This window comes from Salinibacterium sp. M195 (assembly GCF_019443965.1).
Taxonomy (GTDB): Bacteria; Actinomycetota; Actinomycetes; order Actinomycetales; family Microbacteriaceae; genus Rhodoglobus.
Genome location: NZ_CP040814.1, coordinates 1,612,141 through 1,635,054, shown reverse-complemented (window position 1 = coordinate 1,635,054; position 22,914 = coordinate 1,612,141). Strand labels below are relative to the sequence as shown.

General features: G+C 60.4%; 21 protein-coding genes and 2 tRNA genes. 10 read left to right on the top strand and 13 right to left on the bottom strand.

The window, feature by feature from the left end:
* The first annotated feature begins 22 nt into the window (after positions 1–22).
* Positions 23–685, top strand: a complete 663-nt coding sequence (locus FFT87_RS07860; protein ID WP_219948211.1) for a GntR family transcriptional regulator — start codon at positions 23–25, stop codon at positions 683–685.
* Between the two features lie 281 nt (positions 686–966).
* On the opposite strand, the gene clpX is transcribed toward FFT87_RS07860, so the two are convergent.
* The gene (gene clpX / locus FFT87_RS07855; protein WP_219948210.1) at positions 967–2,244 is read right to left on the bottom strand and encodes an ATP-dependent Clp protease ATP-binding subunit ClpX; all 1,278 of its coding nucleotides are present in this window, start codon (positions 2,242–2,244) and stop codon (positions 967–969) included.
* 193 nt (positions 2,245–2,437) lie between these two features.
* Here clpX and FFT87_RS07850 point away from each other — a divergent pair, with 193 nt between their 5' ends.
* The 3 genes from FFT87_RS07850 to FFT87_RS07840 are packed head-to-tail and all read left to right on the top strand — an operon-like array spanning position 2,438 to position 4,455.
* Positions 2,438–3,016, top strand: coding sequence for a hypothetical protein (locus tag FFT87_RS07850; protein WP_219948209.1), 579 nt, complete (start codon positions 2,438–2,440; stop codon positions 3,014–3,016).
* 57 nt (positions 3,017–3,073) lie between these two features.
* Positions 3,074–3,814 (top strand): YcnI family protein, encoded by a 741-nt coding sequence (locus FFT87_RS07845; protein ID WP_219948208.1) that lies wholly within the window; start codon positions 3,074–3,076, stop codon positions 3,812–3,814.
* An 8-nt stretch (positions 3,815–3,822) separates the two neighbouring features.
* Positions 3,823–4,455 carry a copper resistance CopC family protein gene (locus tag FFT87_RS07840; protein WP_219948207.1) on the top strand — a complete coding sequence of 211 codons (633 nt, stop codon included), beginning with the start codon at positions 3,823–3,825 and terminating at the stop codon, positions 4,453–4,455.
* A 129-nt stretch (positions 4,456–4,584) separates the two neighbouring features.
* On the opposite strand, the gene FFT87_RS07835 is transcribed toward FFT87_RS07840, so the two are convergent.
* A complete protein-coding gene (locus FFT87_RS07835; protein ID WP_219948206.1) occupies positions 4,585–5,259 on the bottom strand; it encodes an ATP-dependent Clp protease proteolytic subunit in 675 nt (224 codons plus the stop codon).
* A 2-nt stretch (positions 5,260–5,261) separates the two neighbouring features.
* Positions 5,262–5,882, bottom strand: a complete 621-nt coding sequence (locus tag FFT87_RS07830) for an ATP-dependent Clp protease proteolytic subunit (protein ID WP_219948205.1) — start codon at positions 5,880–5,882, stop codon at positions 5,262–5,264.
* Positions 5,883–6,001: 119 nt separating this feature from the next.
* Here FFT87_RS07830 and FFT87_RS07825 point away from each other — a divergent pair, with 119 nt between their 5' ends.
* Together FFT87_RS07825 and FFT87_RS07820 are read left to right on the top strand one after the other, a co-directional pair.
* Positions 6,002–6,493 carry a tetratricopeptide repeat protein gene (locus FFT87_RS07825; protein WP_219948204.1) on the top strand — a complete coding sequence of 164 codons (492 nt, stop codon included), beginning with the start codon at positions 6,002–6,004 and terminating at the stop codon, positions 6,491–6,493.
* A 33-nt stretch (positions 6,494–6,526) separates the two neighbouring features.
* The gene (locus FFT87_RS07820; protein WP_255558950.1) at positions 6,527–7,483 is read left to right on the top strand and encodes a nucleoside hydrolase; all 957 of its coding nucleotides are present in this window, start codon (positions 6,527–6,529) and stop codon (positions 7,481–7,483) included.
* Between the two features lie 111 nt (positions 7,484–7,594).
* Here FFT87_RS07820 and tig read toward each other — a convergent pair whose 3' ends face one another.
* Both tig and FFT87_RS07810 read right to left on the bottom strand, forming a co-directional pair.
* Entirely contained in the window at positions 7,595–8,926 is a 1,332-nt protein-coding gene (tig, locus tag FFT87_RS07815; RefSeq protein ID WP_219948203.1) for a trigger factor, read from the bottom strand.
* Positions 8,927–8,961: 35 nt separating this feature from the next.
* Positions 8,962–9,035, bottom strand: a tRNA-Pro gene (locus FFT87_RS07810).
* A gap of 255 nt (positions 9,036–9,290) precedes the next feature.
* Between FFT87_RS07810 and FFT87_RS07805 the strand changes: the two genes are divergently transcribed.
* Positions 9,291–9,364, top strand: a tRNA-Gly gene (locus FFT87_RS07805).
* 90 nt (positions 9,365–9,454) lie between these two features.
* Here the strand turns inward: FFT87_RS07805 and FFT87_RS07800 are convergent.
* Together FFT87_RS07800 and FFT87_RS07795 are read right to left on the bottom strand one after the other, a co-directional pair.
* Positions 9,455–10,288: an alpha/beta hydrolase fold domain-containing protein gene (locus FFT87_RS07800; protein ID WP_255558949.1), complete on the bottom strand. Its 834-nt coding sequence runs from the start codon at positions 10,286–10,288 to the stop codon at positions 9,455–9,457.
* 66 nt (positions 10,289–10,354) lie between these two features.
* Positions 10,355–10,528 (bottom strand): hypothetical protein, encoded by a 174-nt coding sequence (locus FFT87_RS07795; RefSeq protein ID WP_219948201.1) that lies wholly within the window; start codon positions 10,526–10,528, stop codon positions 10,355–10,357.
* A gap of 221 nt (positions 10,529–10,749) precedes the next feature.
* Here FFT87_RS07795 and FFT87_RS07790 point away from each other — a divergent pair, with 221 nt between their 5' ends.
* Entirely contained in the window at positions 10,750–10,935 is a 186-nt protein-coding gene (locus tag FFT87_RS07790; RefSeq protein WP_219948200.1) for a DUF2510 domain-containing protein, read from the top strand.
* Positions 10,936–11,087: 152 nt separating this feature from the next.
* The gene (locus tag FFT87_RS07785; protein ID WP_219948199.1) at positions 11,088–16,379 is read left to right on the top strand and encodes an SCO7613 C-terminal domain-containing membrane protein; all 5,292 of its coding nucleotides are present in this window, start codon (positions 11,088–11,090) and stop codon (positions 16,377–16,379) included.
* 48 nt (positions 16,380–16,427) lie between these two features.
* Here the strand turns inward: FFT87_RS07785 and FFT87_RS07780 are convergent, their stop codons facing one another.
* Together FFT87_RS07780 and FFT87_RS07775 are read right to left on the bottom strand one after the other, a co-directional pair.
* The gene (locus tag FFT87_RS07780; protein ID WP_219948198.1) at positions 16,428–17,075 is read right to left on the bottom strand and encodes a response regulator transcription factor; all 648 of its coding nucleotides are present in this window, start codon (positions 17,073–17,075) and stop codon (positions 16,428–16,430) included.
* Positions 17,076–17,085: 10 nt separating this feature from the next.
* The gene (locus tag FFT87_RS07775; protein WP_219948197.1) at positions 17,086–18,456 is read right to left on the bottom strand and encodes a sensor histidine kinase; all 1,371 of its coding nucleotides are present in this window, start codon (positions 18,454–18,456) and stop codon (positions 17,086–17,088) included.
* A gap of 216 nt (positions 18,457–18,672) precedes the next feature.
* On the opposite strand from FFT87_RS07775, the gene FFT87_RS07770 reads away from it, so the two are divergent.
* The gene (locus FFT87_RS07770; RefSeq protein WP_197105938.1) at positions 18,673–19,161 is read left to right on the top strand and encodes a Dps family protein; all 489 of its coding nucleotides are present in this window, start codon (positions 18,673–18,675) and stop codon (positions 19,159–19,161) included.
* 37 nt (positions 19,162–19,198) lie between these two features.
* Here the strand turns inward: FFT87_RS07770 and FFT87_RS07765 are convergent, their stop codons facing one another.
* Genes FFT87_RS07765 through FFT87_RS07750 form a run of 4 tightly spaced genes read right to left on the bottom strand, consistent with a single transcriptional unit; the run spans position 19,199 to position 22,850 of the window.
* A complete protein-coding gene (locus tag FFT87_RS07765) occupies positions 19,199–20,683 on the bottom strand; it encodes an amidohydrolase (RefSeq protein WP_219948196.1) in 1,485 nt (494 codons plus the stop codon).
* A complete protein-coding gene (locus tag FFT87_RS07760) occupies positions 20,670–21,293 on the bottom strand; it encodes an FMN-binding negative transcriptional regulator (protein WP_219948195.1) in 624 nt (207 codons plus the stop codon). Before FFT87_RS07760 ends, FFT87_RS07765 begins: the two co-directional genes overlap by 14 nt.
* Position 21,294: 1 nt before the next feature.
* The gene (locus FFT87_RS07755) at positions 21,295–22,362 is read right to left on the bottom strand and encodes an Fpg/Nei family DNA glycosylase (RefSeq protein ID WP_219948194.1); all 1,068 of its coding nucleotides are present in this window, start codon (positions 22,360–22,362) and stop codon (positions 21,295–21,297) included.
* A complete protein-coding gene (locus FFT87_RS07750; RefSeq protein WP_219948193.1) occupies positions 22,362–22,850 on the bottom strand; it encodes a ribose-5-phosphate isomerase in 489 nt (162 codons plus the stop codon). The genes FFT87_RS07755 and FFT87_RS07750 overlap by 1 nt, the downstream gene beginning before the upstream one ends.
* Positions 22,851–22,914: the final 64 nt, after the last annotated feature.

Sequence of the window (22,914 nt, the reverse complement as noted above, 5' to 3'; positions counted from 1 at the left end):
GTGGCGGCATACAATATTTCGCATGCCAGTGCCCGAGAAGAATGCCGTCCACAAGCGCTCACTGCTGCGCGATGACGTCTACACCTCAATTCGCGATGCGATCGTCGACGGCACCTTCGCGCCCGGCGAACGCCTTCGCGACATCGAGCTCGAGAAATGGCTCGGGGTGAGCCGCACCCCGATCCGCGAAGCCCTCCTCCGCCTCGAACGCGGCGGACTCGTCGTGTCGGTTCCCGGCAAGGCAACGCTCGTCGCCCCTTACGACCCCGCATCCACGCACGGCGTTCAGCAGGTCACTGCGGCCCTCCACGAGCTTGCGGCACGACTTGCGCTCCCCTCAGTAACCCCGGAACAGCTCGCCGCCATGGACGAAGCAAACGCGCGGTTCGCGGCAGCCCTCGATGCTGAGGATGTCGATGGCGCCTTGGATGCCGATGATGACTTTCACGAGATTTTTATCGCGGCGAGCGGCAACGAAACCATTGCCCAGGTGCTCGGACAACTCACCCCCGTACTGCGACGCGTCGAGCGAATGCGTTTCAGCTCCCACTCGGGGCGGGAGTCGGTGCCGCAGCATGATTCGATCGTGCAGCACGCACGCAACGGCGAGATCGACGAAGCGCTCGTCGCCGTACGCGAGAACTGGTTGTCGCTTCCCCATGTGACTCCGGCCCACAACAACTAATTGTTGTGCCGAATCCACAAAAATCTGCAAAAACCTTTCGCAAACCACACTAGTAAGGGCAGAATAGTTGCGGTCGCGTTTGGCGCGCCCCTTCACTCTTAGACGTCATCTAGCACGATGCCCTGAGGGCGATCCAATCAGAGCCTTACCCGAATCTGGCGCTGATTCATTTGCCCAATGCGATCGCCCTCAGGACCATCACTTGCTCAGAACGTTTGCCGCGCGGCACTGATGCACGCCGGCACTGATGCACGCCGGCGTTCAGAGAAGCACTGCTCGAGTTAGGCAGACTTCTCTTCGAGCATGACCTGACGCGGCACGATCGTCGGTGCAGCATTTTCGAGCACTGCAGCCTTCGTCACGATTACGCGACCAACGGTCTCGTCCGAGGGCACGTCAAACATGATCGGGCCAAGAACTTCTTCGAGGATCGCGCGCAAACCACGCGCACCGGTCTGGCGGAGTACCGCGAGGTCGGCAATCGACTCCAAAGCATCGTGCTCAAACTCAAGCTCAACTCCATCGATCTCGAACATGCGCTGGTACTGACGCACGAGAGCGTTCTTCGGTGTCGTCAGGATGTCCATGAGAGCGACCTGGTCGAGTTGCGTCACCGTTGTGACAACCGGGAGCCGCCCGATGAACTCAGGAATGAGTCCGAACTTGTGAAGATCCTCCGGCAGAACCTCTCCGAAGAGGTTTACATCGTCGCCCTTGCTGTGCAGCGGTGCGCCGAAGCCAATGCCTTTTTTACCCGCACGATTCGAGATGATTTCTTCAAGGCCTGAGAACGCACCCGCGACGATGAAGAGAACGTTGGTGGTATCCACCTGAATGAACTCTTGGTGCGGATGCTTACGGCCACCCTGTGGCGGAACGGAGGCGATAGTGCCCTCAAGAATCTTGAGGAGCGCCTGCTGCACACCCTCGCCGGACACGTCGCGCGTGATCGAAGGGTTTTCTGCCTTGCGAGCGATCTTGTCAATCTCGTCAATGTAGATGATGCCGGTTTCAGCGCGCTTCACGTCATAGTCGGCAGCCTGAAGGAGCTTGAGAAGGATGTTCTCGACATCCTCGCCAACGTAGCCAGCCTCAGTGAGGGCTGTGGCATCCGCAACAGCGAACGGAACGTTGAGTCGCTTGGCGAGAGTCTGGGCGAGATAGGTCTTTCCGCAACCGGTGGGACCGATCAGCAGGATATTCGACTTAGCAATCTCGACATCATCAATTACGGCATCCGCAGAGGTGATGGTGTTGCGGGCGCGAACGCGCTTGTAGTGGTTATAGACGGCAACCGAAAGCGAGCGCTTGGCTGCTTCTTGGCCGATGACGTATTCCTCAAGGAAGTCGTAGATTTCGCGCGGCTTGGGCAAGTCGAATTCACTCGACGCCTCTTCGCCGGCTTCCGCCAGGCGCTCTTCGATGATCTCGTTGCACAGATCTACGCACTCGTCGCAGATATACACCCCGGGACCGGCAATAAGTTGCTGTACCTGCTTCTGGCTTTTGCCGCAGAAGGAACACTTGAGCAGGTCCGCGCTTTCCCCAATTCGGGCCATGCCGGTTCCTCTCCTTGAGTAAATACCTTGACACCGAGCCTAACCCGATATTCATCCAGTCTCGTCACCATTTCCGGCGGCGTTTCGTCGGGTCGAGGCCCAGTCGCTATCCAACGAATGACCGACCAAGCGAATCTGCCTCCGGATACGAACTAGGCTTAACGAGTTCGATGCAGCTGAGAAAAGGAGCCCCATGCATACCCGTGCAATGCGCGTGCTTCGTGGAAGTGCAGCAGCATTCTTCGCCACACTTGCCGCAGCCCTCTCCCATCTCCTGGCTGGCGGGCTTTCCCCGTCACTCTTTGGCATGGCCGTGTCGCTGGTCATCTCTGTCGCCGTGTGCATGTTGCTCGCGGGCCGCACTGTGTCACTTGCGCGACTCACTGTGGCGATCGTTGCCAGCCAAGCCATGTACCACGCCCTCTTTAGTACGATGCTTGCGCCTGAAGCAATTGCAGGCCATGACATGTCGGCAATGACCGTGAACTTCAGTTCTGTTACTCAGAACGCCAGTTCGGTCATGTCGCTCTCCCACCTTGGTGCTGCCGTTGTCACGATCGTCATGTTCCGTTACGCGGAGGTCGCTTTCTGGGGTCTTCTGACAACTGCACGGTTGTTCCTGGCGCGGCTACTCACACCCGCTGTCGCGATCACGGTGCGAACAGCTCGTGCCCCCCGACCTGAGCAACCGCTTCACCTCACACGGTTTGCCAGCCGTTTTCTCTCAACGATGCGCTATCGCGGCCCACCCGCCGCGACTATCGCGGCTTAGCCCGCACAGCATCCCATTACTTTTGTCGCGTATTCGCGACCCTTTAGAGAGAACGAAATGACTATTTTGACTAGAGCTGCCTTCACAAAATCCGCCCTCGCCCTCGCGGCAGGCGCAACCCTTGCTATTGCTGCCCCGTTGGCCGCGATCGCGCACGTCTCGATCGAACCAGGGCAAGCCGAAGCTGGCTCCTACGCGCTCATCACCGTCAAGGTGCCGAATGAGTCAGAAACCGAGAAAACTAACCGGGTAGAGCTTAAATTGCCCACCGACACCCCATTTACGAGTGTGCGCTTCGTTCCGGTTCCTGGCTGGGATGCCGAGCTTGTGCGTAGCGACCTTCCTGAGCCGGTCATGGTCGGTGAAAGCGAGATCACCGAAGCTGTGACCTCGATCATCTGGACGGCTCAGGCTGGCTCGGAACTCGGCGACGGTGCACTCCTGCTCCTGCCAGTCTCGCTCGGTCCCATCCCCGACGTCGGCAGCGTCGTGCTCACGGCAGACCAGACGTACACCGATGGTTCGGTCGTTAGCTGGAGCGGAACTGAAGAGGGCGCGGAGAAGCCTGCCCCTGTGCTCTACATCAACGACGAGCCGGTTGGCCATCACGATGCTGCTGCCACTGACGAAAACACTCACGGCGACGACGACAGCCACGACGACAATGCAGCAAGTGACAACGCTGTGGCTGCGAACAGCAGTGATCCTGTCGCGCGCGGTCTCGGAATTGCTGGACTCGTTGCTGGACTCGCAGCGGTGGTCTTGGCCTTCGCCTTCCGTCGCCCAAGCAGCAAGTAGCTCCGCAGATGCGTCGAATTACCCGCACCGGCGCTGCGCTCAGCGCGGCCATGATTGCAGCACTCGTGTTGCTCGTGGCCGCGCCCGCGTACGCCCACAACTACCTAGTAACGAGCAATCCTGAAGAGGGTTCGACCATTACGGAGTTGCCAACGGAATTCTCAGTGACCACGAACGACACTCTGCTCGACCTTTCCGGCGATGCTGGTGGCTTCGCCATCCAGATCACTAATGATTCCGGAGAATATTTCGGTGACGGCTGTTTCGCCATCCGTGATGCAACGCTCTCTACTGGCGCCACGCTTGGAGAGGCTGGCGACTACCTAATGCAGTGGCAGGTTGTCTCCGCAGATGGTCACACGATCTCTGGTGAGGTCGGGTTCGACTGGCAGCCCGATTCCAGCCAAACGATCTCTGAGGGACTGGCTGCTCCCCCAGCGTGTGGTGGAGGAACGCTCGACGAGGCTGCGCCGGCGCCAGAGGAAGCATCCCCCGAAAACGAGAGTACTGATGCGAGTTCCATGCTCGATGCGTCGACGGTTGTGCTGATTGCTTCCGCGATTGCGTTGGTGCTTATTGCTGGCGTTGCGATCTTCCTCATCTCCGTGAGACGCAAGAAGACTGATGACGCGAGCGATTAGTTTCCACTAACGGCCGATCACGAGTTGGCCGGCCGTTAACTGACTGAGGCGGTCATCCACAATTCGGATGACCGCCTCAGTGCTGCGCAGTCGCTATCGGCCAAAGCCGCTAACGCTGTGTTGAGTTCGTTAGCTTGTGATCGCCGGAAGAGTCTTGCGGCTGGTCAACACTTGGTCGATGAGGCCATATTCAACGGCGTCAGCGGCGCTCAGGATCTTGTCGCGCTCGATGTCCTTGTTGACCTGTTCGGCCGTACGGTTCGAGTGGTGCGACAGCGTCTCTTCAAGCCACGTGCGCATGCGGAGGATCTCGCGTGCCTGAATCTCGATGTCCGAAGCCTGGCTCGAACCTTCTGAACCACCAGCGGGCTGGTGAATCATGATGCGGGCGTTAGGCAGAGCGAGACGCTTGCCCTTGGTACCACCGGCCGTGATCACGGCAGCAGCCGAAGCTGCCTGACCGAGAACCACGGTCTGAATGTGGGGGCGGATGTACTGCATCGTGTCGTAGATCGCCGTCATCGCGGTGAACGAGCCACCGGGTGAGTTGATGTACATCACGATGTCGCGGTCAGGGTCTTGGCTCTCGAGAACGAGAAGCTGGGCCATAACGTCGTCAGCCGAGGCGTCGTCGATTTGCACACCCAAGAAGATGATGCGGTCTTCGAACAACTTCGCGTACGGGTCTTGGCGCTTGTAGCCGTAAGCCGTGCGCTCTTCGAACGTCGGCAGAATGTAACGCGCATCGACATCCGGGCGACCAATGCCGGCGGGCGCCTGTGCTCCGAGGTTGAAATTCGTCATTACTAGTCCTTCTTGCTGGTGGCGTCGTTGTCGGAAGCGCCCTCTTCGGTTCCGCCGCCGCCTACGACGTCGGACGCGAACTCGCGCAGGTGGTCAACAAAGCCGTACTCAAGTGCTTCACGAGCCGTGAACCAGTTGTCGCGGTCGTTGTCGATGAGAACCTGCTCGACGCTCTTGCCGGTCTGCTCGGCAGTGAGCTCGGCCATGCGCTTCTTCATGTCGAGGATGACGCCAGCCTGAGTTTGGATGTCAGCTGAGGTTCCACCAAATCCACCGGACGGCTGGTGCAGGAGCACTCGCGCGTTCGGGGTGATGTAGCGCTTGCCCTTGGTGCCGGATGAGAGCAGGAACTGTCCCATTGAGGCGGCAAGGCCAATGCCCACGGTGACGATGTCGTTCGGAACGAACTTCATCGTGTCGTAGATCGCCATACCCGCGGTGATTGAACCACCGGGCGAGTTGACGTACAGGTAGATATCGCGCTTGGGGTCCTCTGCCGCGAGGAGCAAGATCTTTGCGCAGATCTCGTTCGCGTTTGAGTCCCGCACCTCTGAACCAAGCCAGATGATGCGATCTTTGAGGAGTTGGTCAAAAACACTTGAGACCAATGCCGGTTGGGCCATTGTTGCGCTCCGTTTCAGTAATCGCTTGATACGAATGTATCCGAGTACGCGTCGTGATTCTGGCTTGTTCGCCGTAGGCAAAGTACCGCGTCGCGCAACTGTGCTTGTAGGCTCACAAAATGCAGGAAAACTGGCGTGACCGTGTCGCCGAAATCTGGTCTCAGGCTGACTCTATGACCGACCAGCATGTCGTGAGCGCTATCGATGAGGTGGTCGCCGAACGCGATGCTGATGACGCCGAGGCTCTCTTCGAGGCTGCTGGCGCGCGCGATTACGCCGGACTTGAGGCTGAGGCCGAGCCTCTCTACCGGCGCGCTTTGGCACACGGTTTGGATGCCGCCCTTCGTCCACGAGCGGTGATCCAGCTGGCAAGCACGCTGCGCAATCTCGGGCGGATCGACGAGGCAATAGCGCTTCTTGAGCAGCAATTGAACGAGCATCCCGATGACGAGTGGACCGGGCCATCCGCCGCGTTTCTGGCGCTCGCACTGACCAGTCGCGGGGATACCACGCAGGGGATCGCCGTTGCTTTGATGGTGCTGGCCGACTATTTGCCCGTGTATGAGCGATCGGTGCGCAGCTATGCGGCGGAACTCTTAGCCGACGAGTGAATCCGAGCGGGGTGACACCAATAGCATTGCCCCATGCAAGAAATGATTCTCGACGTTGACACTGGCATTGATGATGCCCTCGCACTGATGCTCGCTGTGCGGCATCCTGACGTAAATCTGCGGGCGGTGACCTGTGTTGCCGGCAATGCGAGTCTCGAGCAAGTCGTGCGCAATACCTTGACGGTTCTGGATGCCGCGGGTGCTGGCGATATTCCGGTTGCCGCGGGAGCGGTCCGCCCGCTGCTGGCGGAAGCCAACCATGCCGCCCACGTGCATGGCTCGGATGGCCTCGGCGACCTTGCGCTGCCTGCCTCCACGCGCACGGTAGTTCCGATGCACGCTGTTGAGCTCTTGCGACGCGAAATCCTGGCGAGCCCGACGCCGGTGACGCTGGTGCCTCTTGCCCCCATGACGAACATCGCGCTTCTGGTGCGCATGTATCCCGAGGTTCTCGCAAACATTGAGCGGATCGTGTTCATGGGCGGTTCCGCATCGGTGGGCAATGCGACGGCTGTCGCCGAGTTCAACACCTGGCATGACCCGGAGGCGGCCGAGATCGTGCTCACGTCAGGGGTTGCCATCACCATGTATGGCCTCGACGTTTTCTACGCCGTCACCATCCCTCCAGAAGACATCGTTCGTCTCGCTGAAGCTTCGGAACCAGGAACGCAGCTGGTCGGTCGCTTGCTCAAGCACATCGTGAGTGTCAAAGGTGGAGAAGTGCGAGTCGCGGGCGACGGTCACGGCGATATCGGAGATGCTGGGGCCGTCTGTGCCGCGATTGATCCCGCTGGTCTCAGCACCGTGAATCTTCCCGTGCGGGTGAGTCTCGGCGATCCGCTGACGCGCGGGCAAACGGTAGTCGACCACCGCACTGCCGGTCACGAGCAGCATGGTGCTGGCGACTCATTGTTCCGCCGCATCGATGTCGCACTTGGGGTAGACGGCACACGCTACGCAAAGCTTTTTCTCGACACGATCACGGCCTAGCAACGCTCCGGCACGTGGCAGTTCTGTTTGCCGCGTGCCGATCAACTAGGTCGTTAACGAGCTCGTGGCCAGCTAGTCGAAACTAGCTGGCCACGAGTGTAAAGCGGAGTTTTAGGACTCGTCAGCTGCTTCTTCTACTGCAGCGTCTTCTTCGACAACGTCGCCGTTCGCTACGGCGGTGAATGCCGAAACGTCTACCGACTTGCCCTTGGAGTCAACGACCTTTGCCTTGCTGAGCACAACCGCGAGGGCCTTGCTGCGAGCAACTTCGGCAACCATCGAGGGGATCTGGCCGTTCTTGTCCAGAACCTGGATGAACTCGCCTGGCTCCATGCCGTACTGCTGAGCGCCCTGCACGAGGTACGAGGTGAGCTCTTCTTGGCTGACCTTGATCTCTTCCTTCTCAACGATGGAGTCGAGGAGGATCTGTGAGCGGAAAGTTTTTTCGCTTGCTTCGACAACTTCAGCGCGGTGCTCGTCGTCTTCGAGGCGGTTCTCGTTCTCGAGGTGACGGTGAACTTCGTCTTCAACGAGCTTCTCGGGAACGGGAATCTCAAGAGACTTGAGCAGTTCGTCGACGATCTGGTCGCGAGCTGCTGCACCCTGGCCGAAGGCCTTCGAGCGCTTGACCTGCTCCTTGAGATCGGCCTTGAGCTCCTTGATGGTGTCGAACTCACTTGCCATCTGCGCGAAGTCGTCGTCGGCCTCAGGAAGCTCGCGCTCCTTGACGGTGAGCAGCGACAGGCTGATAACAGCGGTCTCGCCCTCGTGGTCTCCGCCGAGTAGTACCGACTCGAAGGTGGTCGATTCGCCGGCGCTGAGCGAGTCAAGCGCCTCGTCGATGCCTTCGATCAGTTCACCCGAGCCGAGCTCGTAAGAAATGCTCGATGCGGAGTCAACCTCGGTCTCGCCAATCTTGGCGACGAGGTCGAGCTGAGCGAAGTCGCCGGTCTTAGCGGGGCGCTCAACGGTAACGAGAGTTCCGAAGCGGGCACGCAAGGTGTCGAGTTCGTCTTTCACGTCATCCGCGGATGCCTCAGCAGCGTCAACCGTGAGGGTGAGCTTCGAGTAGTCAGGAAGATCGAATTCTGGACGAACGTCGACCTCAATTGCGAGAACGAGTTCTCCGCTGAAGTCCTTGACCTCGGGCCACGTGACAATGTCTGCCTCGGGGCGACCAAGAACGCGAATCTCTTCCTCAGTAACGGCCTGGCGGTAGAAACCGTCGAGGCTGTCGCTTACGGCGTGGTTGAGAATCTCTTCACGGCCCACGCGCTGGTCAACCAGCTGCGGTGGAACCTTGCCCTTGCGGAAACCGGGAATGTTGACCTGCGACGCGATGTGGCTGTACGCGTGGTCAATGCTCGGCTTGAGTTCTTCTGGGGTGACCGAAATGTTGAGCTTGACGCGGGTCGGGCTCAACTTCTCAACGGTTGTCTTCACGTTGTGGACTCCTGTAATTCGTTGTGTGTATTTCGTCGGGGCGACAGGATTCGAACCTGCGACCTCTCGGTCCCAAACCGAGCGCTCTACCAAGCTGAGCTACGCCCCGGGCGCCGTACATAGATCTGACCACGACGCAGAAAATCACGCCGATACTCAATTGGCCTCGGCAAGTCTAGCGTGAGCGAGAACAGAATATTGACGAGATGCGGAGATCGACCAATTTCGGGGCGTGCATACGGCCATATTCGGGCAACATCCCAGCGAAACTGGCACAAATTACGCGGCCAGCGATCTCGACTTCGCACTTGGCCAGGTTTCGGGTACAGTATTCCTCGGCGCACAGAACGATCGGGTGCCGAGCGGGGATGTAGCTTAATGGTAAAGCCTCAGTCTTCCAAACTGATGACCGGAGTTCGATTCTCCGTATCCCCTCCACTGATAAAGGCCGCCTCTCACGAGGCGGCCTTTAGTCGCTAAACGGCGACTTTTTCACTTCAGGTAGTTGCTTTCGCTACAACTTTCACTTCAAGAAATTGCGTTCGCCACAACTGCCCGCGCTTCGGCGCCTTCGGGAATGGGCAGGATCGGATAGTTGTGAATCATGTCTTCTCCTACGTGGAAGTCGAGCGTTATCCCCAAACTCAACGCCTGATCCCGGAGTCGTAGCGCGTCTGCGTGCACGATGTCTCGTGTGCCGGTGAATACCGTTATCGGGCCCAGGCCGCTGATGTCGCCGTGGATGGGGCTCACTCGCCAATCAGTTTCGGCAAGTTCTGCCCGGTAGAGGGCGCCGGCTGCTCGCGTTCCCGCCACGGCGAGCCACGGATCCCGTGGTGCGATTTCGGCAAGCATTGGGTCAGTGCCACTGATATCTAGCCACGGCGCCGACAAGACTATTGCGTGAAGGGGATCGTGCTTTCGGTCTCGAAGTTCCATGGCGACCGCAAGCGCCATCCCTCCCCCTGAGGAGTCTCCGATGAGACTGACGTTGCTGGCGCCAACTTCGGCAATGAGCGACTGGGCAATGTGTGCAACCCGATCCACAACAACCGAAGCCCGCCCGGTGGGAGCTAACGGCATGATGGGGACGGTGATTGTCACCCCGGTCTCTCGAACGAGCCTGGCAACGAACTTCCAATGGAGCGGGTCGATCTCAAAGACGTAGCAACCGCCATGGAGAAATACTGCCCGCGAAGAAGTGCTGCCTGATTTCGGGGCGATGTCGAAGACTGTCCAGCCGTCCACTATGCGTGACGTGACGTCGACGTGACGAGAAATGGATGCTGGGGGCTCAAAGCGCGCTGGGTGCTTGCCGAGCTGCTCAACCCGATCCAAAGTTTTCTGGGGGTCGCTAAACATGCGTTTTGACCCGCGAAGGGTCAGAGCAAGGGGCGCAAGCCGACTCAGAAGGCTTGCCACAGCGAACTAGCTGTCGATGCGCTTCATGATGTGAACCGGAATGAACACACCGAGGCACGTGACCAGCAGCCCACCGGAGAATACGACTGACTCGAGTCCTTCTACGTAGAAGGCTTCTCCCATCATGTAAATTCCGCCGACAAAGAGCGCCAATGAGATTACGAAGCCAAAGATGTTCACGCGACTATCTTACCCACGGTCAGCCACGTCGTCGATGACGCGCGCCGCGCGAGCACAGAGCGGCGCAGCTGAAGCCGCATTCATCGACACCTGAACGCTTGTCACGATTGCCCCGTGACCCCTATAATGGGGCTAGCCGTTCCCCCGAACTGATCCTCCGCGGCTGGATCGCACGTCGCACCCGTATCGCCCCTCGCGGCAGGGCACCTTGGACTCCCCCGATGTCTAACATTGCAACCCAACTTCCCCCTTTCGGTTGGTACCCTGACCCCGCTGGCAGCCACATGCTGCGTTGGTGGGATGGTCAAGCTTGGACTAACCGTCTCGAGAAGCCACGCCCTGAAATTCAGATCGCTAACGGCTACTCGCAGCAACAGTCCACACTTTCGCGACTTATCGCTTCTTAAGCTTTAGTCAGCGATACTCTGGGGTTCCTCCCGAAAGGAACCCAGAGTAGATGGTGAGTTCACCGCGTTCGTTTCTCGAACATGTAGGGCACGTTCTTTTTCCGCGCGAGCCCAGAGACCTCACTGACCCATCCCGGTGCCCGGCGTGCTTTGTGTCGATTCCCAGCTCGCTGGTGTGCCCGAACTGCCAGCTCGACCTGAATCACCCTGACGCGGTGCAACTCCGCGAGGCATCCCTCAACGCCGTCAGTGCGTTGGATGCTCGACTCGAACTGATCGGTAAGATCCGCTTCGAAACCGCCGCAGCCCACAGCCAAGCCGCGACCGATCTCGTCGCAGCGCGGCAAGCCGTCGCAGACGCAGCGGCAGCGGCAGCTCAAGAGCGTGAACGCGAACGTTCTGCCCAAGTCGCTGCCTCGGCGTCCGAGAATTTTATGGTCACCGAACCCGCGCCACAAGCGCCATTGGCGGCGGAACCAACCTCACCAGCGCCCTTGTTCCCCGCGACTGTGCCCCTTGCATCCGTGGCATCTGAGCGCGCCGAGGCGGAACCCGTCGTACGCGACTATGCATCGGGCCTCCCTGCCATTGCTGCTACTCGCTCGCATTACGGCGTGCAAGTAATCCTCCTCATCGTGGGGGTGTCACTGCTTTCTGTCGGAGCGATCTTCTTCCTCATTTATGCGTTCATCAGCTTCGGTCTGATCTGGCGATCAGTGATCATCGCAACGATCACTATTGCAAGCATCGTGGGGGCGACCTACGTCAAGAAACGTGGGCTCACGGCGACTGCTGAAGCTCTGTCATCGCTCGCCGTAGTTCTCATCCTTCTCGACATTTATGCCGTGCGGGCCAATGAATTGCTCGTGCTCGGCGACAGTGCGGGCCGCATGTACTGGGGTGGCGCACTGATGGCGTCCGCACTCGGGTTCATGATGTGGCATCGCGTGACCGGGCTCAGGTTGGTCAATATTTTTGGGTATCTCGCATTCCCGCCCGCGGTGGCCCTGCTTGTCGCCGGAATAGCATCCAACTATGACTCCGAAGTGAGCACTCTGGCCGCGATGGCTGCTCTCGCTGCGGCATCCCTTATTCACGTGACAGCGGCTCACGACAGCTACCGCGCGATTCTTGAACGCATTGTCACCGTGGTTTACGCGCTGCTTGCCATCATCGTCGGATTCACTAACGCACTCTGGAACCAGCTGGCGTTCAGCGATTCCGAGGTCGGCGGCTGGTTACTCGCGATCGGTCTCATCGGAGCCGTTCACAGCGTTGTCGCGCACCGCGCCCACTTGCCGGCGTTCCTGCGCAACACTTTCGCCACAGCGGCGGGCATTCTGGTCGCGTCGGCACTGTGGATCCTCATCTCTGACGCCGTTATTTCTGACGCCGTCACGGTGAGCATCGATGGCCGGCCTGCTTCGTGGCTCGTCTTAGCTGTCGTCGCAATGCTGGCAGTTTTCGCGCTGCTCGCCGAATCGAGCGGTCGAAACTTGGGAAGCGCCTCGCGCTCCGCTACTTTGTGGGGATCGATCGGTGCCTGGTCGGTCGCCGCCGTTGCCACGATTTCCCCGTTCGCCACCTCCCTTGTTACCGCTCTCGAGTTCGTCGATCAGCAACGCTTCCGATTGCTCACTCCCGGCAACCTTCCCTTTGAGGTGACGAACAACGGCTGGGCGCAACTTGCCCTCCTCAGCATTCCTCTCGCGATGTCACTGGCATGGTTGGCGACTGGTCAGCTCCGAAACCGCATCCATCTCGTGCTGGCAAGCAGCGGTGTTGCGTTAGCACTTGGTGCTCCCCTCGCCGGATCAATTATTGGGGCGGTAGTGACCTGGCTCGCAATTGCGGCAATCACTCTCACCGTCATTGCAGTCGACCGTTACCGGCGCGGCGCGCGCCGAACTCACTACACGGTTGCCGCCGCCGGTCTCCTCGCCCTAGTGCTCGCTTATAGCTCGAGCTGGTCAAGTTACGAGACGTGGCTGTTCACGAGCATCGTTACGGCAATTCTTCTTTTCATCGGCAGGCATCTTGTGGATGTCGCGGCGGTCCGGGTGGCAATTCTCGGTTTCTCGGCGTTCGTTTTCGTCTTGGCTGCAGCCGGCATCGGTGAGCAGCTGCAGTTTGACCTCGGTGGCAGCCAGCTCAACCCTCTTGAATCATGGCTCACCGTATCGATAGTGGCAGCGCTACTCTTTGCCCGTTCGCTATGGTCTCGTCCCCGCGATGTGGACGATCACGAACGACGGCTGCTGTGGTGGATGGGCTTCAGCATTACCGTCATTGCGGGAACGATTCTGTGGATCGCTGCGGTCAGCGGCGCTCCCTTCAGCAGCGCACCACTCGCCCTCCCCCTTCATCTGATCAGCCTGATCGTGGCCATCGTGGTTGTCGCAGCGCTCTGCCTCACCATGCTGGGTCGCGATGCCACCGTTCACACAGCGCAGCGCATTGCCGCCGCAATCGTGCTCGCACCGGCCACAGTGTGGGCACTCGACAGCGCGAGCAGAACGCTGGGACTCAACGTCATTGCGATTGAACTGGCGCCAGCCACAGCATCCGTCCTCATCGGCATCCTGAGCATGACGTTGCGCGTGCGAGAGCACCATCCGCGCGTGCGATTGGTCAGCGAGCTCAGCGCACTCACTGTTGCCGGCGTGACCACAGCTTCTGCGATCCTTCAGCCGCAAGCGAGTCACTGGCTGATTGCCCTTCTGGTGGCAATCACCATCCTTCTCGCGTCAATCTCAGCCGACGGAATATTTGGCTCACGATCTCTTCGCCGCCACGCGATCTGGTTGGCAGTCGCGTTCGCAAGCTGGGCTCTCTGGCTGCGGCTGGATCAGTCGCGCGTCGATGCGCTCGAGGCCTATGTGCTGCCGATCGCCGCCGTAGTTCTCGCGATCTCCGTCTTTATCGCGCGGGCCGAGTTGCGCGAATCCAGCCTGCGATCGGCACCATACATTTCTCTCGTTGGCCTCCTCATCGCGATCGTGCCGCTCTCCCTGAACGCGGCAAGTGGCACAGAACTTCGCACGCTGGTGATGGCCGGATTGTGCGGAGCGTTGCTGCTCGCTGCCGCGTTTGTTACTCCACGCCCGCGGCTCGTTGACTTCTGGGGCGTCGCGACCATTGCGGCAGCAAGCGGGTTGGTCCTTGCCACCTCATCTCGCGCTCTCACCGCAATCACGAACTCCCCCGGCATCCCGCCCGGCATCGATTATTGGGTGCTTGGCAGCGTTGCCGTACTCGCCTTAGCAAGCTTCGGACTCATCAACTCAGGGTTCTCCGCTGCGACCGAAGCCACTCGCTGGCGCGTCACGAGCGAAGTGCTGCTTGGTGCCGGCATCGTTCAACTCTTCGTGATCGAGACAGTCATAGTGCGCAGCAGTGACAACACAATCGCTATCGCGAGCGATATCCGCATCTATTCCCTCGTTCTCTTGGCGGCGGCGCTGCTCGTCCTGAGCCGGCGAGCGACACCCTTCCCCCTCACCCCTAAACTCAGCTACATCGCGTTGGCCCTCGCGTTCTTGGCAACTCTCTCTGCGCAGGAAGCACTCGTCCTTCACCCCTACGAGTGGTGGTTTGCCGTCTCGATCTTGGCTATTGGGCTGTTCGCGCGTTCGCTCTGGTCGAAAGCTCGCGACGTTCATGATCGAGAACGTCGCGTGTTGTGGTGGCTCGGATTCGCCATCGTCGCTCCAGCCGCGACGACCCTGTGGATCGCGAGCGCGAACGCCACGCCTTCCTCGTTCCCCGAGCTCCTGCTGCCGCTTCCCGTCATCAGCCTGATCGTTTCGGCGGTGCTCCTTGCCGTTCTCGGCCTGACGATGCTCGCGAGAGGCGCAACAACGCACGTGGTCGAACGAATCGCCGCCGCTCTCGTTCTCGCGCCGTCAACGGCGTGGGCACTCGATAGTGTCAGCAGAATCCTTGGCCTCAACAACACCGCCATTGAACTTGCGCCTGCCACCGCAGCAGTCGTGATCGGCACGTTGAGCATGACGCTCCGGGTGCGCGAACAGCACGCTCACCTGCGACGCGCCAGCGAGCTCAGCGCACTCGCCGTCGCCGGGGTCACCACCGTCAGCGCGATTCTGCAACCACAGTTAAGTCACTGGTTGATCGCCCTACTCGTCGCGATAGTTCTCTTGCTTTCGTCGATTTCGAGCGACGGCATCTTCGGCTCAGCATCACCGCGCCGCCACATACTGTGGGCGGCAGTGGCGTTTGCCACCTGGGCCTTGTGGATTCGACTCGGCGAGTCACAGGTCGATGCGCTCGAGGCCTATGTGCTCCCCCTCGCCGCATTGATCCTCGCCATCGCCGCGCTCACCGCCCGCGCCGAATTGCGGGAGCATCGCCTCACATCAACTCCGTACATCGCATTCGTCGGGCTTCTGATCGGGATTGTTCCGCTCTCGATCGATGTCGCAGCGGAATCAGGGAGCCGGGCGATAGCCATCACCGGATTTAGCGGTGCCCTCCTTCTCCTCGCCGCGTTCGTCAGACCGCGGCCACAACTCCTCGCACTTTGGGGTGCGGCGATCGCGGCATCCGCCACGGGGCTAATCGTCGCGACGACAGCGCGCACGCTCTACGCGATCTACAGCGAGCGTGGCGCTTCTCTCGAAACCGATGGATGGATCCTCGGAGCAGTCGCCCTGCTGGCGCTCGCCAGCGTAGGACTTGTCGTCTCACGGTTCGCTGCGACGGCAGCAGACACGCGCTGGAAGGTCACAAGCGAAGCGCTGCTCGGCACTGCGCTCGTTGTGCTTTACGCCCTCGAAACGGCCATCGCTCTTCACACGGGAAGCGGATCCACCGCCAACGACATCAGAGTTATTGCGCTCGTGGCTCTCGGCGCAGTGCTGCTCGTCGTCAGCGTCAGCGCTTCGACGCCACCACTCACCCGCCGGGTCAGCTATTTGGCGTTCGGGCAGGCTGCCGCACACGGCGCTATCGCGTTGGTCGCTTCCCTCATCACCCCGATCGAATGGGTCACCGTGCTGTTAGGCGCTGCACTCATCGCTCATGGCGCCCTGCGATTGGCCCGAGACCCAGATGCTCGAAGCTGGCAGTGGCTCGCCCCCGGAATCGTGATCACGCTCGTTCCGAGCCTCGTGTTGACCTTTACTGACGTCGCTAGCGTGCACACGCTGTGGCGCATCGTCGCCCTCGGTATTGTCGGCGTGCTGCTGATCATCGTCGGAGCCTGGCGCAAACTCGCTGCCCCACTGCTCATCGCCAGCGCCGTGGTGCTCATTCACGCCGCGCACACCTTCGCCCCCGCGATTGTCAGCTTCTATCAGCTCACAGACTGGTGGATGTGGGCGGTTGTCGGTGGCGCCATTGTGCTGTTCTTGGGAATCACCCTCGAGCGCCGCATCCGCGACTTCAAGTCGCTCAACACGAAGATCAGCTCACTGCGCTAGCGCGCGACGCGCAGCCAGGTCAACGCGCGGCAGCGGTGTCCTCGGAGGTTAGCGCTGCAACCAGGTCAGTACGGCGAGAACACGACGATGATCGCTCCCAGAATCCTCGAGATTGAGTTTCTGAAAGATCGACGTCACGTTCTTTTCCACAGCGCCGACACCGATCACCAGCTGTTTCGCGATGGCCGCATTCGTGCGCCCTTCGGCCACGAGAGTCATCACCTCATGCTCGCGCGGAGTCAACGACATCAACGGATCTTGGCGGCGGCCAACCAACTGCGCCACGACCTCAGGATCGAGCACCGTGCTGCCGGCAGAAATCCTCTCAACGGCATCCCGAAGCTCATCGAGCGAAGCAACGCGATCCTTCAGCAGGTAGCCGACACCGCCACGACCGGACGAGAGTAGTTCTTGGGCGTACACAACCTCGACATACTGCGATAACAGCAGGATGCCGATATGCGGTCGCAATTCGCGCAGACGAATCGCCGCGCGCACGCCCTCATCGCGGAACGTGGGCGGCATGCGCACATCGAGCACAACCAGATCGGGTGAACAGTCATCGAGCTTGGCGAGCAGTTCATCCGCGTCGCCGAATGCACCGACAACATCGAATCCTGCCTCGATAAGCACACGCACAAGCCCTTCACGCAGCAGCACCGAATCATCGGCAACCGCAACACGTAAAGGGCTCATGCGGTCAAGACTAGAGGGCAATCGGTGCTCGTTCCGTCACTTGCTTGGGCAGGGGAAGCAGTGCGGTGACAGTGGTCGGTCCGCCGGCCGGGCTTTCGATCTCGAAACGGCCGCCAACACCGCGCACGCGCTCTTCGATCCCCGCGAGCCCGTGTTCAGCCGCCACAATTGCGCCGCCAGTTCCGTTATCGCGCACCTGCACAGAGAGCCAGTCGCGTTCGGTCACAGTTTCGATACTCAGGACCACCTCCGCATTCGTGGCACCGGAATGCTTTGCAACATTTGTCACCAGTTCGGCGACAACGAAGTACGACGCGCGCTCAACTTCGCTTGGCAGGTGAACGCCATCGGGCAGCTGTGCCGTCAGGGTGGTCGGTACTGCGGCTCGCGATGAGACCGATTCGATGGCGGCGACAAGTCCGCGATCCAAGAGCAGGGGCGGCGCGAATCCACGAGAAAGCGCCCGCAATTCTTCGAGAGCCTCGGATGCGTGCCCCTGAGCCTCGCTCAAGAGACTTCGTGCCTGCTCTGGGTTGGTATCGAGTTGGCGTTCGGCTGCCGCAAGATCCATTTGCAATCGCACCAGCCGCTGCTGCGGACCATCATGAATGTCCCGCTCAAGACGGCGAAGTGAGTGCCCCTCGGCAGAGAGCGCAGCGCCCCGCGACTCTTCGAGAGACTGCACTTCGCGGCGCAATCCGTCTGATTTGAAGGCCGTGAGGGTTCCGCGAGCGAGCCACCAATGAGTCAAGACAAGGCCACGAGTGACGAATGGCAAGGTCGCGATGAAGATGAGTCCGACGGCGAAGGCGACGATGTTGTCGGCCACTTCGAGATTCCAGCCCTCGGTGTTGAACCCGATGAGCCCGAAGAACCATTCGCCGAGCGACCAATCCGAGTTCTCACCATCGACTTGGCTGCGGATGAACCACGACGAAAGCCCGATGAGCCCGACGCTGAGCCAGACGAGGGAGATGGTCCACGTGATAATCGTGAGAATGAACCCCAAGACGGTGGTGTGCAGCAGATAGAGCCAGTAGTGCGCGTTGCCCAACGTTGCGGTCAGCCACCCGCCGAATCCGGTTGCGGCACGATCGTCTTGCCAGTCGGGGCGCTCAAGTTTCTTACGCCCAGACCATTCCAAAAGATTGACGTGCACGAGGCCGAAGCCGCGGCCAACGTAGAGCGCAAGAATCATCACGAAGAAACCGATGAGGAATACGGCGAGGGTGCCGATGCCGCTGGCGACCAGCGAGATGGCCACGCCAAACCCGGTCATCGCGATCGGGAACCCCAGCATCAGGTACAGCACTTCTTTTGGCGTGCTGCGCCACAACTGCCAGTAAGGGTTGCGGGCTTTTGCTGTGGTCTGTGTCGTCATAAGTCTCTCGCTTTAGTCTTGCGCATCACGGGGCGAATGTTTGCCTCAATGAGCATCCCGAAATCTGCCAGCGCTCCCCAGCGTGGATACTCACAAACCGGCAGTGGGGTTAGCCCCCGTACGAACCAGGTGAGGCTGGTAAGTGTTGCCTCAGCTTGCTTGTGAAATTTTTCAACAGTCGTAACGTTGTATCTGAAGAACAACGAAGGAGCACAAATGACCGAGATTAAAGCAGTTCCACAGACCTCAGCAGACCCTGACGTCACCTCGGGTGTTGCCCAGTTCCTAGGCCCCGTAGTCACCGACCTCACCGCACTGTCGATTGATGGCAAGCAGGCCCACTGGCACGTTCGTGGCGTCAACTTTCAGGCAGTTCACGAACTCCTCGACGTGATCGTCGACCATGCCCGCGAATGGGCAGACACCGCCGCTGAGCGTGTTGTCGCTCTCGGACTCCCGATTGACGCCCGCACGCAGACTGTCGGTGCCAAGGCAACGACCCCGAGCATGACTGCTGGTTTTCAGCAGTCTGACGAGGTCATTGCTCAGGTCATCGCCGCGATCGATGCCACGCTCGTCACCGTGCGCACCGCCGTCGATGAGCTCGGTGAGCTCGACAAGGTCAGCGAAGACGTCGCGATTGAGATCGCCCGTGGGCTTGAGAAGGACCGCTGGTTCCTCTTCGCTCACCTCGCCACCAAGTAACTTTTCTGGTGGTCGCGGCGCTCCCGACGTGTTGTTTTTACAACTCGTTGTGAGTGAAGCGACCATCAAGAATCGTCGCATCAACCCGCATCGCCCGCAGTTCTTCACCGCTGCAGTCGAGCGGGTTTTTTCGCGTCACGACAATGTCGGCAACCTCACCGATGGCGATCGTTGACTGAGTTGAGGCCCGTAATGCTTCGTCGATAGTGATGCACTGTTCCGGATGCCACGGCTCGCGCCCATCGCGGCTGCGGCTCACGGCCGAGGCAATGGTTGCCCACGGGTCGAGCGGAGCAACGGGAGCGTCAGAGCCCATCAGCAGTTCGGCGCCAGCGTCGAGCAACGTTCGCAGTGCGATCGTGCGGTGCGTGCGTCCCGCCCAGTAGGCGTCCGCTACGTCACGGTCATCCATGGCGTGTTCGGGTTGCACGCTTGCGGCAATTCCGAGAGCGGCGAAGCGAGGGATGTCTTCTGGGGAAAGCAACTGGGCGTGCTCGATGCGGCCACGGCATCCGACTGCTTCGAAAGCATCGAGGGCGAGTCGGTTGGCGTCGTCGCCGATGGCGTGCACGGCTGGTGACAGGCCGGCGTCACTGGCGGTACGAATCCAATCGATGAGTTCGTCTGGTGGAATGTTCAGCATTCCCCGGTTCTCGCCGTCTCCCGGGTAGGACTCCATGCAATAGGCGGTTCTCGTGTTGAGCGAGCCATCGGTGATGACCTTGAACGGCCCAACTTCGAGCAGCGGCGCAAGCTGTTGCCCGGTCGCGAGACCTTCGGAGATTGCTCGTTCCAGAAAGCGCGGGTAGACCCCAACGCGCACCCGGAACAGGTCGAAGCCTTCGAGCATGCGCCGGTGCCAGTTGTCGAATTCCCAGGTCATTTCGAGATCGACGATGCCGACGATGCCGCGCGAGGCTGCCTCTTGGGCGCTCTCGTGAATCCAGCCATCGAGAATGTCGGGCTCGACTCGACTGAGCGCACTGCCGACAGCAAAGGCTTCTTCCTCGCGCAAGAAACCGGTCGGATGATCGTAGAATCCGAAGCGTTCGAGGGCGAGGCTATTGAGCCAGCAGGAGTGCAGGTCTCCGCTGACGAGCACGACGGCGATTTCAGAAACGGCCGAGTCGAGCAGCGCGCGGGTGGGCTGGTCTGGCCAGAGCGCGTCCCGGAATCCTTGGCCAACGATGATGCCGTCTGTGTGAGGAAGAACCGAGGTGGCGAGAGTCACCGCGACTTCGGTCGCTGACGTGGTGTGGCTCAGGTCGAGTCGTTGTGCCTGTTGGGCCCACATGCTCGAGTGCACGTGCTGATCCCACAGGCCGGGCATGATCCAGCGGCCATCGAGGTCGACGACCTCGGGGCTGGAAGCTTCGTTGCGTGCGGTCTGGTCACGTGCGGTCTCGGCGGCAGCATCCGAAGCGGTGTGCGGCTCAATGGCGACGATGCGCCCCTCAGAGAGGGTTACGTCGACCAGAACGGAAGCATCGTCTCCGACGATGCGGGCGTTAGTCAGTTTCACTCGGTCGTGCCCTTGTCATTTCTGCGGCCAGTTCTGGGCTACTGTACGTGCCATTCGCGCTGAGTTCGTGCACAATCTGCTCCCGCACGGCAGGTTTCTTGTTTTGACTCATCTTCAGGCGGGCATCGAAGCGGTCGATCACGATGCGAAGCCCGACGGTTCCCTTGGCGGCGCGGCGAGCGCCGGCTTCGTCATCACTGAGCGATACCGGATGCTCAACGTGGTGTTCGAAGTGATCGACGAGTTCACTGAGCACGCGAAAATTCTCTTCGTCGCTCAGGATTTCGGGGGTGCCGTAGAGGTGCGCGGTGGCGTGGTTCCAGGTGGGAATGTTGTCGCCTTCGGGATACCAGCTCGACGAAATGTAGCCGTGCGGTCCTTGGATAATGACGAGAACCTCGTGCTGACCGAGTTCGTGCAGTTGGTCATCCGGTCGCCCAAAATGCGTGACGAGACTGATCTGGTCATCGCGGTTTTCGAGCATCACCGGGTAGTGCGAGGCAACCATGCCGCTCGAGGCCGGTGAGACGATTGTGGCCCACGGGTGCTCGCCGATGAGACGGCGCACTTCGGCCGGGTCAGTGATGACGTAGGTCGGGGTGTGACGCATGTCAGCCTCCTAGCGGTGCTTGGCAGCTGGGGCACCAATAGAGTTTGCGCGCCGAAGCAAGTTCCATCGCGATGTTGGTGCCACACACGCGGCACGGGAGTCCTTCGCGGTGATACACCCAGTGGCGGTCGGCGCGGTTGGCGAGCGCCGCTGTGTAGTCGTCGCCAGTGAGACCTTCCATGGTCATCATCTGCCCGGTTCGCACACCGATTTCGAGCAGCGTTGCCCAATCCCGCCACAGTTCGCGAACGAGTTCTTCGGGAATGAGTTTGCCCGGAGTGTGCGGGTCGAGGCGGGCGCGGAACAAAATCTCGGCCCGGTAGACGTTGCCGATGCCGCTGACGACGGACTGATCCATGAGCAGCAGGCCAATAGCGGTCTGCTTTTTTCGCACGGTAGCGACAAAGCGTTCTTCCGCTTCGCCGTTGTCGTCGACTAGAGGATCGGGCCCGAGCTTGTTGAGAGCAACTTGCACTTCGTCGGGATTCAAGACTTCGCAGGCCGTTGGTCCGCGAAGGTCAGCGCACGTCATGTCGGTCAGTAGGCGAACGCGTACGGCACCGATGGGCTCGGGCGGAAAGTCAGAAACGGTGTCGGTCGCTTTCTCTTGCTCCGACATCCGCAAGCGGGTGCGTCGCGGGGCACCGATGCTCGCGAGCGAGTCCTCGTGCTCCCCCACCACAGAGTTGCCCGCCCCCGCCGCAGCGCTGCTCAGTTCAGCAACGCCCGCGGCATCCGCACCATCATCAGCCGAACCATCAACGACAGTGCCGTGCTGGTTCGTCTGCCCCATGCGCCCAGCAGCGGATGCCGTGGTCGCGTCGGCGGTGAAGTTGCCGGCGAAATCCCAGGCTCCGTAGAGCCCGAGGTGCACGCGCAGCCAGCGGTCGTGCTCGAATTCGAGGAACATCTGCTTGCCGACGGCTTTGGCACTGAGCATCCGAAGTCCATCGATGCGTTCGGCTCCCGCAGCAAAGCGGCCTTGCGGAGACGACACGGCGACTGTCTTGCCGACGAAGTGCAGCGCGAACTGGCGCGCGATGCGATGTACGGAATGCCCCTCAGGCATTAGTTGTCGAAGGGGTGCGCTGCGATGGCGCCTGTCGTCTCGTACTCGGCGAGCTGAGCAATGCGGCGGGCGTGACGCTCGTCGCCCGAGAAGGGCTCGGCAATGAAGAGGTCGATGAAGCGCGTGGCCTCGTCGACGGTGTGCTGGCGGGCGCCAATAGAGATGACGTTGGCGTCGTTGTGTTGGCGCGCCAAGGCGGCAGTCGAGTCGTTCCAGACGAGGGCGGCACGGATGCCCTTCACCTTGTTTGCGGCAATCTGCTCACCGTTTCCCGACCCACCGAACACAACACCAAGCGCGTCAACATCAGCGGTCTGGTCGGCAGCAACACCACGGGCGGCGGCGATGCAGAACCCGGGGTAATCGTCGAGCGCATCATACTGAGCAGGACCGTGATCGATCACTTCGTGACCGGCATCCGTGAGGTGCTGCTGCAGGGTGGCACTGAACTCGAGGCCGGCATGATCGGTGGCAATATGGATGCGCATTCGTCCAGTCTACGGTCGCATTCGAGTGGTAGGGCTGACATTGAGGAGACGCGGCATAAGCTAG

Excerpts from the sequence above, each read along its gene's own strand:
- FFT87_RS07800 (WP_255558949.1), bottom strand. The coding sequence starts at position 10,288 with ATGTTTAGCGACCCCCAGAAAACTTTGGATCGGGTTGAGCAGCTCGGC.
- FFT87_RS07780 (WP_219948198.1), bottom strand. The coding sequence starts at position 17,075 with ATGAGCCCTTTACGTGTTGCGGTTGCCGATGATTCGGTGCTGCTGCGT.
- FFT87_RS07770 (WP_197105938.1), top strand. The coding sequence starts at position 18,673 with ATGACCGAGATTAAAGCAGTTCCACAGACCTCAGCAGACCCTGACGTC.
- FFT87_RS07835 (WP_219948206.1), bottom strand. The coding sequence starts at position 5,259 with ATGACGAATTTCAACCTCGGAGCACAGGCGCCCGCCGGCATTGGTCGC.
- FFT87_RS07860 (WP_219948211.1), top strand. The coding sequence starts at position 23 with ATGCCAGTGCCCGAGAAGAATGCCGTCCACAAGCGCTCACTGCTGCGC.
- FFT87_RS07840 (WP_219948207.1), top strand. The coding sequence starts at position 3,823 with ATGCGTCGAATTACCCGCACCGGCGCTGCGCTCAGCGCGGCCATGATT.
- FFT87_RS07825 (WP_219948204.1), top strand. The coding sequence starts at position 6,002 with ATGCAGGAAAACTGGCGTGACCGTGTCGCCGAAATCTGGTCTCAGGCT.
- FFT87_RS07830 (WP_219948205.1), bottom strand. The coding sequence starts at position 5,882 with ATGGCCCAACCGGCATTGGTCTCAAGTGTTTTTGACCAACTCCTCAAA.
- FFT87_RS07760 (WP_219948195.1), bottom strand. The coding sequence starts at position 21,293 with ATGCGTCACACCCCGACCTACGTCATCACTGACCCGGCCGAAGTGCGC.
- FFT87_RS07755 (WP_219948194.1), bottom strand. The coding sequence starts at position 22,362 with ATGCCTGAGGGGCATTCCGTACATCGCATCGCGCGCCAGTTCGCGCTG.
- FFT87_RS07775 (WP_219948197.1), bottom strand. The coding sequence starts at position 18,456 with ATGACGACACAGACCACAGCAAAAGCCCGCAACCCTTACTGGCAGTTG.
- FFT87_RS07820 (WP_255558950.1), top strand. The coding sequence starts at position 6,527 with ATGCAAGAAATGATTCTCGACGTTGACACTGGCATTGATGATGCCCTC.
- FFT87_RS07790 (WP_219948200.1), top strand. The coding sequence starts at position 10,750 with ATGTCTAACATTGCAACCCAACTTCCCCCTTTCGGTTGGTACCCTGAC.
- clpX (WP_219948210.1), bottom strand. The coding sequence starts at position 2,244 with ATGGCCCGAATTGGGGAAAGCGCGGACCTGCTCAAGTGTTCCTTCTGC.
- FFT87_RS07850 (WP_219948209.1), top strand. The coding sequence starts at position 2,438 with ATGCATACCCGTGCAATGCGCGTGCTTCGTGGAAGTGCAGCAGCATTC.
- FFT87_RS07750 (WP_219948193.1), bottom strand. The coding sequence starts at position 22,850 with ATGCGCATCCATATTGCCACCGATCATGCCGGCCTCGAGTTCAGTGCC.
- FFT87_RS07845 (WP_219948208.1), top strand. The coding sequence starts at position 3,074 with ATGACTATTTTGACTAGAGCTGCCTTCACAAAATCCGCCCTCGCCCTC.